Annotated in this window: 11 protein-coding genes; 3 read left to right on the top strand and 8 right to left on the bottom strand. The window is 72.7% G+C overall.

Translation table 11 applies throughout. From position 1 onward, the window contains the following. Positions 1-14: 14 nt before the first annotated feature. On the top strand, positions 15-482 hold the full coding sequence (locus K7G60_RS32865) for a MarR family winged helix-turn-helix transcriptional regulator (RefSeq protein ID WP_225804617.1): 468 nt from the start codon (positions 15-17) through the stop codon (positions 480-482). An 11-nt stretch (positions 483-493) separates the two neighbouring features. Here K7G60_RS32865 and K7G60_RS32860 read toward each other — a convergent pair whose 3' ends face one another. Next, positions 494-1,708, bottom strand: coding sequence for a glycosyltransferase (locus K7G60_RS32860; RefSeq protein WP_225804616.1), 1,215 nt, complete (start codon positions 1,706-1,708; stop codon positions 494-496). 413 nt (positions 1,709-2,121) lie between these two features. Between K7G60_RS32860 and K7G60_RS32855 the strand changes: the two genes are divergently transcribed. Then, positions 2,122-3,708, top strand: a complete 1,587-nt coding sequence (locus K7G60_RS32855; protein ID WP_225804615.1) for a hypothetical protein — start codon at positions 2,122-2,124, stop codon at positions 3,706-3,708. Between the two features lie 286 nt (positions 3,709-3,994). Here K7G60_RS32855 and K7G60_RS32850 read toward each other — a convergent pair whose 3' ends face one another. From K7G60_RS32850 to K7G60_RS32825, 6 genes are all read right to left on the bottom strand, one after another. Further along, the gene (locus K7G60_RS32850; protein ID WP_225804614.1) at positions 3,995-4,942 is read right to left on the bottom strand and encodes a nucleoside hydrolase; all 948 of its coding nucleotides are present in this window, start codon (positions 4,940-4,942) and stop codon (positions 3,995-3,997) included. 45 nt (positions 4,943-4,987) lie between these two features. Continuing rightward, positions 4,988-5,335: a BBE domain-containing protein gene (locus K7G60_RS39285; RefSeq protein WP_225804613.1), complete on the bottom strand. Its 348-nt coding sequence runs from the start codon at positions 5,333-5,335 to the stop codon at positions 4,988-4,990. Positions 5,336-5,538: 203 nt separating this feature from the next. Then, positions 5,539-6,729: a cytochrome P450 gene (locus K7G60_RS32840; RefSeq protein ID WP_225804612.1), complete on the bottom strand. Its 1,191-nt coding sequence runs from the start codon at positions 6,727-6,729 to the stop codon at positions 5,539-5,541. A gap of 133 nt (positions 6,730-6,862) precedes the next feature. Further along, positions 6,863-8,368: an APC family permease gene (locus K7G60_RS32835; protein WP_225804611.1), complete on the bottom strand. Its 1,506-nt coding sequence runs from the start codon at positions 8,366-8,368 to the stop codon at positions 6,863-6,865. Positions 8,369-8,478: 110 nt separating this feature from the next. Next, positions 8,479-9,849 (bottom strand): aspartate aminotransferase family protein, encoded by a 1,371-nt coding sequence (locus K7G60_RS32830; RefSeq protein ID WP_225804610.1) that lies wholly within the window; start codon positions 9,847-9,849, stop codon positions 8,479-8,481. Positions 9,850-9,919: 70 nt separating this feature from the next. Then, complete coding sequence (locus tag K7G60_RS32825) at positions 9,920-11,392, bottom strand: aldehyde dehydrogenase family protein (protein WP_225804609.1); 1,473 nt, start codon at positions 11,390-11,392, stop codon at positions 9,920-9,922. A gap of 241 nt (positions 11,393-11,633) precedes the next feature. On the opposite strand from K7G60_RS32825, the gene K7G60_RS32820 reads away from it, so the two are divergent. After that, complete coding sequence (locus tag K7G60_RS32820; RefSeq protein WP_225804608.1) at positions 11,634-12,251, top strand: TetR/AcrR family transcriptional regulator; 618 nt, start codon at positions 11,634-11,636, stop codon at positions 12,249-12,251. A 59-nt stretch (positions 12,252-12,310) separates the two neighbouring features. Here the strand turns inward: K7G60_RS32820 and K7G60_RS32815 are convergent. Further along, positions 12,311-12,698 (bottom strand): LysR substrate-binding domain-containing protein (locus K7G60_RS32815; RefSeq protein ID WP_263986592.1); only part of this gene is annotated, 388 nt, incomplete at its 5' end.

Below are 12,698 nucleotides of genomic sequence, written 5' to 3'. Positions count from 1 at the left end.
AGGGAGCACCGCACATGACGACAGCACGCCTCTCCGACGCCCGGCTCGCCGCCCAGCCGGCCACGTACTGGACGGGGCTCGCCCACGAGGCCCTCATCGCCTTCACGAGGGCTCGGCAGGCCGAACTCGGCTTCACCCAGCCCCAGTTCTGGCTGCTGCGCAACCTGTCCGCGAACGACGTCTCGGCCGACGGACGCGGCATGACCGTCCCCGAGCTGTGCGAGGCGATGTGCTCCTACCTGCGGCCCGAGGACGACCTGGCGACCGAGTCGCGGGCCCTCGTCGAGCGCGGTCGGCTCCGCCTCGACGACGAAGGGCGGCTGTGGATCACCGAGGCCGGAGAGGCGGCTCGTGTCGAGTTCAAGCGGCACGCCCCGGCGATCCGCGCACGCATCCACGAGGGCATCGACGACGCCGACTACGTCACCGCCCTGAAGGTGCTCCGGCAGATGCTCCGGAACACCGGCCACGCCGTGGACTGAGCGGTCTCGGATCATTCGGTGACCGCCGCTTCGACGTGGGCGAGCACCGGAGCCGCACCGTCCTCCGCCGCGATCCCCCGGGCGAGTTCGGCCGCGCGGCGGCGGTGGGACGGCTCGGACAGACAGGCCGTGATCGCGTCGCCGAGGGCCCCGGCGGTCAGGGCGTCGAACGGCACGGGCCGCGGGGCGACCCCGAGCGCGTGCAGCCGGGCCGACCAGAACGGCTGGTCGTACATGACGGGGACGGGTACGGCGGGCACGCCGGCCCGCAGCCCGGCCGCCGTGGTGCCCGCGCCCGCGTGGTGGACCACGGCGGCGGTGCGCGGGAACAGCCAGTCGTGCGGGACGTCGCCGACGGCGAGGACGTCGTCGCCGTGTCCGCTCAGCCCCGCCCATCCCGCCTGCACCACCGCGCGCACGCCGGCCCGCCGCACCGCCGCGGCCACCAGCTCGCCGAGCCGCTCCCCCTGCCCCGCCGCCATGCTGCCGAACCCGATGAACACCGGGGGCGGTCCCGCCTGGAGGAAGTCGACCAGTTCGGCCGGGGGCCGCCAGTGGTCCGGCCGCGCGGACCACCAGTAGCCGGTGACGTCGACGCCGGAGGGCCAGTCCCCGGGACGCGGCACCACCAGCGGGCTGTAGCCGTGGAAGACCGGCCGGATGTCCTCCGGTGCCGAGGGCGTGCCGGCGGGCAGCCCGAGGCGGTCGCGCAGCCGGGTCACGGCTCCCGCGAAGACCCCGTCGGCGCGCTTCAGCACGTCCCGGCCCGCGGCGAGGTTGCCCTCGGGGCCCAGGTCGTCGGTGTTCCGCGCGTCGGGCAGCGGGAACTCCCGGGTTGCGAAAGCCGGTACGAGGTAGGTGCCGACGACCGGAACCCCGAGCGCCTCGCCGGCCGTGCGGGCCAGGGGGGCCGGGCCGAAGGGGGTGAGCAGCAGGTCGGCGCCGCCCGCCACCGCCTCCGCCACCCCGTCGGCGAGCCCGTCCGCGTACGCCCGGGTCAGGGCCCGGGCCTCCTCTCGGGAGGCCGCCCGTGCCCAGTCCCGGATCAGTGCCTGCGGGTCCCCCGGCACGCTCCGGTGCTCGAGGCCGCATCCGCCGAGGAGCGCGGCGAAGGAGGGGTGGGCGGCCACGGCGACCTGATGACCGGCGGCGAGCAGACGCCGTCCCAGACCGGTGAAGGGTGCGACGTCCCCACGGGATCCGGCGGTGACGATCAGAATGCGCATGACGCCATCCTCCTCCCGGCCGACACGGACGACGATCGCTTTCAGCCATGCCGGAAGGCCAGGACCGCCTTGCCGCGCAGGGAGCCGTCCAGAACGGACTCCTCGCCCTCGGCGTGGTCCGGCCGGTCCTGGCCCTTCGCCGCCACCCAGGGGCCAGGACCCCGGTCCGCCGTGTGGATCTCGTGGGGATCGGCGGCAGGTCCTGCACCGACCGGACACCGGACTGCCGTCTCCCGACCGTCCGGGCATCCGGATCCCCGTCCCCGCGATCGGCATGATTCACCCATTTCGCCCCCAACTATGGGATTTTCAGGGGCACTACGGACAAATCAATCACGTTTGCCTTTCGCGCGGGCGTTCTGGAACCCTCCGTTCGACTTGTCTGACGCAACAACAGACGGAGGCAACCTTCCATGCCCTCAAGGCGTATACGCCGCGCCTGGCTCACGGCGGCCGCCGCGGCCTCGCTCGCGTTCACCGGCCTCGTGGCTCCGGCCCAGGCCGAGGACGTCCCGGACTCCACGGTCCAGGAACCCCTCGCCGCCGAAGCCGCTCCCTCGACGTTCGCGGCCACCGCCTGGACCTCGCCCGGCGGCACGGCCTCGCCCGGTGACTTCACGATGTCGCCCGGCGCGCTGAACTCCGAGACCACCGCGCGGGTCGCCCGTCTGGACTCGGTGCTCCCCAAGTCGGGCGTGCAGAACCTCCTGGCCGGGGCCAACCGCACCGTGACCCCGTGGTGCTCCCGCGACCCCTTCGGCACTGCCGCGGACCCCGACATCAAGTACTGCCTGCAGAGCGACGACTCCACCTCGCAGGAGTGGATCCCGCAGGGGTTCACCGGCGTCTCCGACGCCCAGGACGACGAGCTGTGGGGCACGGCCGGGGACATCCAGCTGTTCGCCTCGTACGACGGCTGGGACCCGGGCCGCGAGACCGACCCGAACCCGGCCACCGGCGACTGCACCACGGCCGAACTGGAGGCCAACGACGCCTGCAACCAGAAGGGCGTCCGGATCACCTTCGTGCAGAAGCGGACCAACCCGGCCACCGGCAGTCCCGAGATCAAGTACCGGCACGTCCTGCTGGGCTGGACCTACGTCAACTCGGCCGACCACGTCTCCTTCGACGGGCTGCACGCCTCCGAGTACCCGATCCAGAAGGGCGTCCACGCCGGCGGGATCGTCTGGTACGGCAACTACCTGTACGTCGCCGACACCCGCAACGGCCTGCGCGTCTTCGACATGCGCTACATCATGGACCTGGACCCGGACGGCGACCCGAGCACGCACGATGCGATGGGCGCCGACACCGACGGGGTGAAGACCACCGCCAACGTCGAGGACAAGACGAAGGTCGGCCGGCACGACAACGTCTGGTACAGCTTCGGTTACCGCTACGTGATGCCGCAGGTCGCCGCGTGGAAGTTCAAGGCGACGCAGAGCAACCCGGTGGGTTCCTACGCCTGCGTCTCGACCGGCGCCCCGAAGGCCTCGTACATCTCGCTCGACCGCAGCGCCACCCCGGACCGGCTGATCATGGGTGAGTACTGCCGTCCGCAGACCGGCTACCCGTCCACCGGCCGCATCTCCTCGTTCCCGATCGCGGCCCTGGAAGGCCGCACCGCCGACGTGACCTCCGAGGGCTGGGCCAACTACCTGCCGTTGACCAACGGCGGCGCGCAGGGCGCCGCGGTCAACGGCGGCACGCTGTACGTGAACGAGTCGAAGGGCACGGACGAGCCGGGCAACCTCTGGCGCTACCACTGGACCATCGACAAGCAGCTGGTCGCGAACGGCCAGCCCGTCAAGACCGCCCGGGGCGCCGAGGACCTCTACGTCGAGCGCGGCACGGGCCGGCTGTGGTCCCTCTCCGAGCACCGGCCCGGCTCGGCGTCCGACTGCACCGCGAACCGGGACGCCGCCGACCCGGTGGGCACGGACTACTGCCAGCGGGTGCTGTACGGGCACAAGTTGAGCTGGGTCGACGGCCAGCCGTAGCGCAGGCCGGGAGCCGTCCCGCCGTACCCGGACGGAGAGGCGTTCCATCCGGGTACGGATACGGCCGAGCGGAGGGGCACGCTCCCGGCGCATGGGGGGCGGATCCCGCTCGTCACGGGCGACCGCGTCGTCGTGGACACCGAGGACCGGAGGGTGGGCTTCGAGTCCGCCGAGGCCACGGACCGGCAGGGCGGCACCTCGGCTCCGACCGTCCACAGCGCGTGGTTCGGCAGGCGATCGGGTTCGTCCGAGGTGGCGGCACCCCGATGGGGACGCCGCCACCTCGTCACGAGGGCCGGCCGAGGACGCGCACGGCCTCCACGATCAGGTCCCAGAACGCGTCCGTGTCGACCTCCATGCCGACCTCGGTGTCGGCGGGCCGGTCCGTCACCCCGTGCAGGTCCACCACCGTCGCGCCCCGGGTGTGCGTGCCGTTCAGCTCCACCGTCACCGCCGCCCGGACCAGGCTGACCAGCGAGGGGTTGATCAGGTGGGCGACGGTGAGCGGATCGTGCAGCGGGGGCGCGTCGAAGCCGTACACCTCGCGGTAGGTGGACGCGAAGTAGGTGAGCAGGTCGACGCAGAGCCCGCTCAGCGGGGTGCCCAGCGCGGCGATCCGGGCGACGACCTCGGCGGTGGCCCGCACCTGGTGGGTCGCGTTGAGGCCGAACATCGTCACCGGCAGGCCGCTGCGGAAGACGATGTCCGCGGCTTCCGGGTCGCACAGGATGTTGAACTCGGCCGCGGGCGTGGTGTTGCCGCGTCCCGTCGAGCCGCCCATGAGCACGATCCGCTCGATGCGCGCGGCGAGTTCGGGGTGGGCGAGCAGGAAGACCGCGACGTTGGTGAGCGGCCCGGTCGGTACGAGCGTCACCGGCGCCGGATGCGCGAGCAGGATGTCCCGGATGAGGGTGAGGGCGTCGCGCGGGTCCTGCGGCACCTCCGGTTCGCCCTCGCCGAAGCCGGGCCCGTCCAGGCCGGAGTCGCCGTGGATGTTCTCGGCGATCCGGGGCGGTCCGTGCAGCGGGCGGTCGCGGCCCGCCGCGATCGGCACGTCCCGGATCCCGGCCACGGAACAGACCCGGCGGGCGTTGAGCGTGGTCTTCTCCAGCGTCTGGTTGCCCGCGACGGTGGTGATCGCGAGCAGCTCGACGGCGGGGTGGGCGGCGGCCAGCAGGATGTTGAAGGCGTCGTCGTGACCGGGATCGCAGTCGAGAATCACGGGAACCGGCATGTCCTCACCGTCCCACATCCGGCGCGGTACGCGAAGGACGCCGCCTCAGGACCCGGTCACGGACCGCGCGTGGCGGAACAGGCCGAGGGGGTCGTAGCGCCGCTTGACCTCGGTCAGGCGGGCGTAGTCGGCGCCGTAGTAGGCGTGCTGCCAGTTCCCGAGGCCGGGGTCCGGGAAGTTCACGTACGCGGCGTCCGCGCGCAGGCGGTGGCGGGAGGGTCCGGCGGGCGGTACGGGTCTGTGCCAGGAGCCCGGCCACGGCGGCGGGCGGGTGCCGGGCCGCCAGTGGGTGCCGACGTCGATGACGTAGGTGGCGCCGCGGTGGGGGAGGCGGTCTCGTCGGGCCGGTAGAGGCGGGCGCCCGGGCTCAGGGACCGGCGCAGTTCGCGCCACGGCGGGCAGCGGCGCTCGCCCTCGCCCCCGCCCTGCCGCCCCTCCCCCGAGCGGCCGCGGCGGCAGGGCCCCGCGGACTTCGAGAGCGCCGCGCAGGCGGCGACGGCGGAGGACCTCGGGCCGTTCCGGACGGAGCACAGGATCCTCTGACGGCGGAACCGCGCCGGGCGCGGGCACGTCGTGGTGCCCGTGCCCGCGCGCGGTCACGCGTCCCAGGTGACCGGCAGGCTCTTCACCCCGTAGATGTCCGCGGTCTCCGGGCGCAGGGCGACCTCCTCGGCGGGGACGGCCAGGCGCAGCGTCGGGAAGCGCTTGAAGAGCGCGGCGAAGGCGACCCGCATCTCGACGCGGGCGAGCTGCGCCCCCAGGCACAGGTGGATGCCGTGGCCGAAGGCCAGGTGTCCGCCGGCGTCCCTCCGGATGTCGAGCTCGTGCGGGTTGCCGTAGCGCTCGGGGTCGCGGTTGGCGGTGTTGTACGAGAGGACGATCGTCGTGCCCGCCTCGATGGTCTGGCCGCCGAGCTCGACGTCCTCGAGTGCCGTCCGCATGAAGGACTTGGCGACGGTCAGGTAGCGCAGGAGCTCCTCGACGGCCCCGTCGGTGAGGGCGGGATCGTCGCGCAGCGCGGCCAGTTGCTCCGGGTTCTGCAGGAGGGCGAAGGCGCCGAGGGACAGCATGTTCGCCGTGGTGTCGAAACCGGCCGCCAGGAGGATCAGGCTGATCCCCTTCAGTTCCTCGTCGGTGAGGTCGCTGTCGGTGAGTTCGCTGAGGATGTCGTCGGTGGGGTGGGCGCGCTTGGCGGACACGAGCCGGGCGAGGTACTCCTGGGTGGCGGTGTAGGCCGCGATCAGGTCCTCGTCGCTCGTCTCGCCGTTCATGAACTTGTCGATCTGCTCCTGGAAGGAGTCCCGGTCCTCGTACGGCACGCCGAGGATCTCGCAGATGATGATGGTGGGGATGGGCTTGGCGAACGCGGTCACCAGGTCCGCCGACGGTCCGGACGCCTCCATGGCGTCCAGACAGTCGGCGGTGATCTGCTCGACGCGCTCGGTGAGCAGGCGCATCCGCCGCGCGGTGAACTTGCCCACGAGCGGCTTCCGGTAGCGCCCGTGCTGCGGTTCGTCCATGAGGAGGAACTCACCGGGCGGCGCGGGCGGCAGTTCGAAGTCGACCACGTTCATCAGGTCCTTGCGCGAGCTGAACCGCGGGTCGGCCAGGACCGACTTGACCAGTTCGTGTCCGGTGACGATCCAGCCGGGTTTCCCGCCGGGGTGGGTGTAGCGGCTGATCGGTCCCTGCTTGCGGGCGTCGGTCAGCTCGGCCGGCGGGTCGAAGGGGCATCCGGACGGGCGCTCGGTCGGCAGGGTGGTGACGGTGTGGACGGACTCGCTCATGGCCATTCCTCGATCTCGCGGCATCGGCTGTTCGAAGCAGTCCGAAAGCTACGTTGCGTTCAGACTTCCGTCAATGAACCCGATTCGATAACTCCAGGTGAAAGCCGCGAAATTGATGCAATGACACTGCGCCTTAATGCAACGGATCGTTGCAATGAATCTCTGCTTCCGGGCGCTCCCGGCGGGCGATCGCCAGGCCGAGGGCTCCGACCAGGAGCAGGACGGCGACCGTGCCGAGGGTGAAGGCCTCGAACGCCCCCCGGGACATGCCCCAGATGTCCTCGAAGGAGTACTCGATGCTGAGGAGCGCTTCCAGGGTCCCGGGGAAGAGGGCGCACCAGGAGCCGACGAGGATCCAGGCGTAGACCAGCGCCGCGCAGCCCATGAAGCCGCGGTCGCCGAAGGGGACGCGGTAGGGCCGGACGGCCTCGGGCCGGCGCAGGCGGAGCAGGACGAGCGCCGGGACGATGACGAGGTAGGACAGCAGCAGGGTGGTGACGGCCACGGTGAGGACCACGGCGAACACGGCGCCCGCGTCGCCCTCCGCGACCTGCATGGCCACGATCATGAACACGGTGGCCACCGCTCCGGAGAGCAGGTTGGTCCGCACGGGCGTGCCCAGCCGGGGATGGAAGGCACCGAGCGCGCGGCTGAAGGAGCCGCCGTCGGCGGCGGCCATCGCCTGCATGCGGTCGCTGACGATCATCCACGCGCTGCCCTGGGTGAGGAGGGCGAAGACGAACATGGCGGCGGTGAGCGTCAGGAGCGGGCCGGCCGCGTCGCCGTAGATGCCGAAGACGAGGCGGGCGCCTTCCATGAAGCCGCCGATGCCGGTGACCTGGCGGGCGGGGACGACGGCGAGCAGCGCGAGGACCGGCAGCAGGTAGCAGCAGGCGGCGACGGTCGCGGAGCGGCCGAGTGCGGCGGGCACGTCGCGCTGCGGGTCGTGCATCTCCTCGCCGGCGGCGTTGGGCGCCTCGAAGCCGACGTAGGCGAACAGCAGGATCGGCACGAGGGCGAGGAATCCGGCCGTGGTCGGGGTGAAGCGGGCGTCGGTGAGGCCGTGGAAGCCGTGTTCGAGCCCGTAGAGCAGCGCGGTCAGGGTGAACCCGGCGAGGGTGAGGACCTTCACGGCGGCGCCGAGGGTGGTGATCCACTTGCCGCGGCGCAGGGAGACGACGGCGGTGAGGATGGCGGTCCAGACGAACAGCAGTTTGAACACGTAGTCGGCGACGGTCCCCGAGCCCAGGTGGAAGACGAAGCCGTCCCAGGTCTCGGCGGCGAGGAAGACCAGGGAGCCGCCCAGCCAGATCGGGTTGGTCACCCAGTAGAACAGGACGGTGAGCGCGGCCGCGGCCCGTCCCAGGGTGAGCTTGACCCAGACGTACGGGCCGCCCTCCTGCGGGAACGCGGCGCCGGTCTCGGCGAACAGCAGGGCGTAGGGGACGAGGAAGAAGAGCGCGAGGGCCGCCGTCCAGGTGGCGGCCTCGCCGCCGCCGGTGGCGATCTGCCCGACGGTGTCGAAGGAGATGACGGCGGCGATGGCCAGGGCGGTGATGTCGAGGCGCTTCAGGCTGCGTCGCAGGCCGGTCGCGGTGTGGGGGGCGTGCGGGGCGGTGGAGGAGGGCGCGGAGGACACGGGCAGTTCCTAGCGGGGAGAGGGGTACTGCGAGCATGCGCGCGAGCGCGGTGACGGCGTGGCGTCCGTGTCGGGGAGGCCCGGCGGGGCACCGGGCCTCCCGGGAGCGGTCAGGCGGAGCGGATCACACCGGTGGGTTCGGTGCGTTCCAGGACTCCGCGCAGCGCGGTGGCCACTTCCTTCGCCTCGGTCTCGGTCATGACGAGCGGCGGGGAGAGGACCAGGCTGTGGGCGGAGTCGCGGACGATCACGCCGGCTTCGCGGCGGATGACGTCGTGGGGCATGCGGTCCGGGTCGAGGGGCAGGGGTGCGCGGGTGGCGCGGTCCTGGACCAGCTCGACGGCCAGCATCATGCCGACGGAGCGGATCTCGCCGACGATCGGCAGGTCGCCCAGCTGCGCCTTCAGCTCGTCGTGGAGGAAGGAGCCCAGGCCGGTGGCGCGGGCGAGCAGCCCTTCCCTCTCGATGATGTCGAGGTTGGCGGTGGCGACGGCGGTGGCGACGGGGTGGCCGTTGTAGGTGTAGCCCATGGGGAAGCCGTGGTCGCGCAGGAGCACCTCGGCGAGGCTGTCGCTCACCAGGAGGGCGCCGAGGGGGACGTAGCCGGAGGTGATGCCCTTGGCGGTGACGATGATGTCGGGGGTGACGTCGAAGTACTGGGCGGCGAACCACTCCCCGACGCGGCCGTACGCGGTGACGACCTCGTCGAAGATCAGCAGGATGCCGTGCCGGTCGAGGACCTCCCGCACCCGGGGCCAGTAGTCGGCCGGCGGGACGAGCATGCCGCCGACGCCCATGATGGGCTCGCCGATCATCGCGGCGATGTTCTTCGGCCCGATCTCGGCGATGCGCTCCTCGAGTTCGCGGACGAGGAAGTCGGTGACCTGCTCGGGGGCGAGCGGCTCGTCGCCGTACAGCTCGCTGCGGTACGGCCACGGGGGCGTGAGGTGGGAGACGTGCGGCATCATCGGGGCGAAGCCCTCGTGGTAGACGGGGAAGCCGGTGGCCGAGCCGCCGCCGTAGCCGATGCCGTGGTAGGCCTTGCTGCGCGCCAGGATCCAGGTCCTGGCGCCCTCGCCGCGCCGGTGGTGGTAGTAGCGGGCCATCTTGATGGCGGCCTCGTTGCCCTCGGAGCCGCCGGAGGTGAAGTAGACGTGGTTGAGCGGCTCGGGGGCGATGTCGGCGAGGCGGGCGGCGAGCTCGATGGCCGGCTCGTTGGAGAACTCCCAGAAGCTGGTGAAGTACTCCAGCTTCTTCATCTGCTCGTGGGCGACGTCGGCGACCTCCGTGCGGCCGTGGCCGATCTGGGCGAGCCAGAGGCCGCCGGTGGCGTCGAGGTAGTCGCGGCCCTCGGTGTCGGTGAGGCGGCAGCCGGAGCCGGAGGCCATGATCACGCGCTCGGTGGCGGTGCCCGGCAGGTAGGGGTGGATGATGTGCGCCCGGTCGAGGCGGATCAGGTCTGCGGTGCGGTCGCTGGTCATGGTGGGTCCCTTGCTGGGGTGAGGGTGTCGGGTCGGGTGCGGCGCCGGCGTCCTTCCGGTCGCCGGCGGGTCAGCCGTACGCGATCCAGGTCGTCTTCAGGCCGGTGTACTTGTCGAAGGAGTGCAGGGAGAGGTCACGGCCGTGGCCGGACTGCCCGAAACCGCCGAAGGGGGTGTACGGGCTGAGGGCGTCGACCGTGTTGACGGAGACGGTGCCGACGCGCAGGGCGTCCGCCACGCGGTGGGCACGGCCGAGGTCCCGGGTCCACACGGAGGCGGCAAGGCCGTAGGCGGAGTCGCCGGCGAGGCGGATCGCCTCGGCCTCGTCCCGGAAGGGGAGCACCGTCAGGACCGGGCCGAACAGTTCCTCCCGTACGAGCGGGGCGTCGGGGCCGAGGCCGGTGACGACGGTGGGGTCGAGGTAGGCGCCGTCGCGGTCGGGCCGGGTGCCGCCGCACACGAGGGTGCCGCCCGACGCCCGTACGGCGTCGAGGACGCGTTCCGCCTGGGCCTCGTCGACGAGCGGTCCGAGCCGGGTGGCGGGGTCGAGCGGGTCGCCCGGCTGCCAGCCGCGGGCGTGTTCGGCGACGCGGGCGGTGAACTCCTCGGCGACGGGGGCCTCGACGAGCAGGCGGGTGTTGGCGGAGCACACCTGTCCGGCGTTGTAGGCGAAGCCCCAGGCGGCGCGCTCCGCCGCCGCGTCCAGGTCGGCGTCGGCGAAGACCACGTTGGGGCTCTTGCCGCCGGCCTCGGGCCAGACCTGCTTCATGTTGGACTCGGCGGAGTAGGCGAGGAAGCGCTTGGCCACGGCGGTGGACCCGGTGAAGACGAGGGTGTCCACGTCCGGGTGGAGGCCGAGCGCCCGCCCGGTCGTCTCCCCCGGGCCGGGCACGACGTTCAGGACGCCGTCGGGCAGTCCGGCCTCCGCGGCGAGTTCCGCGAGGAGCAGCGCCGAGAGCGGGGACTGCTCGGCCGGCTTCAGCACGACGCTGTTGCCCGCGGCCAGCGCGGGGGCCAGCTTCCAGGTCGCGAGGTCGAGGGGGAAGTTCCAGGGGACCACCGCGCCGACGACCCCCAGCGGGGCGCGGCGCACGAGGGCGAGGTTGCCGGGCGGGGCGGGGGCGACCTCGTCGTAGAGCTTGTCGACGGCCTCGGCGTACCAGGTGAGGACGCCGGCGGCGCCGGGGACGTCGGTGCCGTGGGACTCCGCGATGGGCTTGCCCATGTCGAGGGTGTCGCAGAGGGCGAGCTCCTCGCCGTGCTCCTCGACGAGGCGGGCGAGGGCGAGCAGGACCCGCCTGCGCTCCGCGGGGGCGGTGCGCGACCAGCGGCCGTCCTCGAAGGAGGTGCGGGCCGCGGCCACGGCCCGGTCGACGTCCGCCGCGGAGCCGGCCGCCACGTGGGCGGTGGTCTTGCCGGTGGCGGGGTTCACGGTCGGGATCCACCGGTCCTCGGCGGGGTCGGTCCACGCTCCGTCGATGAACAGGCGCGTGCGGGGCGTGAGGTCGGCGGCGCGCTGCCGCCAGTGGGCGTACGTCTGCATGCTGTGGCCTTCGCTTGCGTCGTGGGACGTGGGGTGAGCCGTGCCCCTGGGGTGGGATGCGGGCCGGGCCGTTTCGGGGAGCGCCGCTCGGAAACAGCGGGGCGGCGAGGGAGAAGGGGCTCGGCGGCGACGTCCGCACCGAGTTCTTTGAGTTGGGATTCAAACAATAGGTGAACCAGCCGTCAATGCCCTGGGCGGGAACTTCTTGCACAATCTGATACGGGCATCAGAGAATGAGCCCATGAGGAAAGTCGGCAGACCACGCGACCAGACGGCACGCAGGGAGGCCCTCGTCTCCGCCGCGGGGCGGGCCATCGCGGAGCGCGGGCTCGAAGCCCTGCGCATCAAGGACATCGCGGAGGCCGCGGGCGTCTCCCAGGGCTCGGTCCTGTACTACTACCCCGAGCTCGACGACCTCGTCCTGGAGGTGCACCGGGGCGCCGTGGAGGGCTATCTCGCGTCCCGGCAGCAGGCCTACGACGAGGCGCCCGCCGACGATCCCGCCGCGCGGCTGCGGGCCCTCCTGGACAGCGGTCTGCCGAGCCTGCCGGACGACCCGGTCCACGGGCTGCTGTACGAGCTGCACCGGCGCGCCGGCCGCAGCCCGGGCCACGCCGAACTGATGGCCTCGCTCTTCGCGCGGGAGGTCGCGCTCTACACCACCGCCCTCGCGGTGGGCGCCGCGGCCGGCGGGTTCACGCTCGCCGCGTCCGCGCCCGACCTGGCGCACGGCCTGGTGGCCCTGGAGGACGGCTACGGACTGCACATCGTCAGCCGCAACGCGGCCCTGCGCCCCGACAGGGCCCGTGAGCTGCTCCTGGCCCACGCCCGGACGGTGACGGGGCGGACCGACCTGTAGTCCGGGAGGTCTCCGCCCGGGCCCGCGCGGGCCCGGGGCGGCGGCCCCGCCCGGGCCGCTCAGCCCTCGGCGGGCCGCCGGGCGACCTCCCGCAGCACGTCCATGACCGCCCGGGCGCGGGCGGTCGGAGTCACGCTCGCCACCGAGGCGATCTTGACTTCGAGCGGCGGTCCGCCGTCCCGGAGGCGGAGCTCCGCGATCTCGCCGCCGCCGTAGGTCTGGCTGGTCGCCGGGCGCTGGTTGAGGACGGAGTAGCCGAGTCCGCGCGCCACCAGGGAGCGCACCGTCTCGTAGCTCTGCGTGCGGTAGCGCACGTCCGGCGCGGTGCCGGTGGCGGCGACCAGCGAGCGGAAGTAGTCGCGGCTGTGGGGGAGGTCGAGGAGGACGAGCGGCTCCGCCGACAGCTCGGCCAGCTCGACGCTGTCCCGGCCGGCGAGCGGGTGACCG

Origin of the sequence: Streptomyces sp. NK15101 (genome assembly GCF_020400725.1) — a bacterium.
Taxonomy (GTDB): Bacteria; Actinomycetota; Actinomycetes; order Streptomycetales; family Streptomycetaceae; genus Streptomyces.
Note: the sequence above shows the minus strand (reverse complement) of the source record. Positions and strands in the feature narration are given on the sequence as shown.

What these genes read in the sequence shown, in the direction of transcription:
- K7G60_RS32865 (WP_225804617.1), top strand. Translation starts at nt 15, where the DNA reads ATGACGACAGCACGCCTCTCCGACGCCCGGCTCGCCGCCCAGCCGGCC.
- K7G60_RS32860 (WP_225804616.1), bottom strand. Translation starts at nt 1,708, where the DNA reads ATGCGCATTCTGATCGTCACCGCCGGATCCCGTGGGGACGTCGCACCC.
- K7G60_RS32855 (WP_225804615.1), top strand. Translation starts at nt 2,122, where the DNA reads ATGCCCTCAAGGCGTATACGCCGCGCCTGGCTCACGGCGGCCGCCGCG.
- K7G60_RS32850 (WP_225804614.1), bottom strand. Translation starts at nt 4,942, where the DNA reads ATGCCGGTTCCCGTGATTCTCGACTGCGATCCCGGTCACGACGACGCC.
- K7G60_RS32840 (WP_225804612.1), bottom strand. Translation starts at nt 6,729, where the DNA reads ATGAGCGAGTCCGTCCACACCGTCACCACCCTGCCGACCGAGCGCCCG.
- K7G60_RS32830 (WP_225804610.1), bottom strand. Translation starts at nt 9,849, where the DNA reads ATGACCAGCGACCGCACCGCAGACCTGATCCGCCTCGACCGGGCGCAC.
- K7G60_RS32825 (WP_225804609.1), bottom strand. Translation starts at nt 11,392, where the DNA reads ATGCAGACGTACGCCCACTGGCGGCAGCGCGCCGCCGACCTCACGCCC.
- K7G60_RS32820 (WP_225804608.1), top strand. Translation starts at nt 11,634, where the DNA reads ATGAGGAAAGTCGGCAGACCACGCGACCAGACGGCACGCAGGGAGGCC.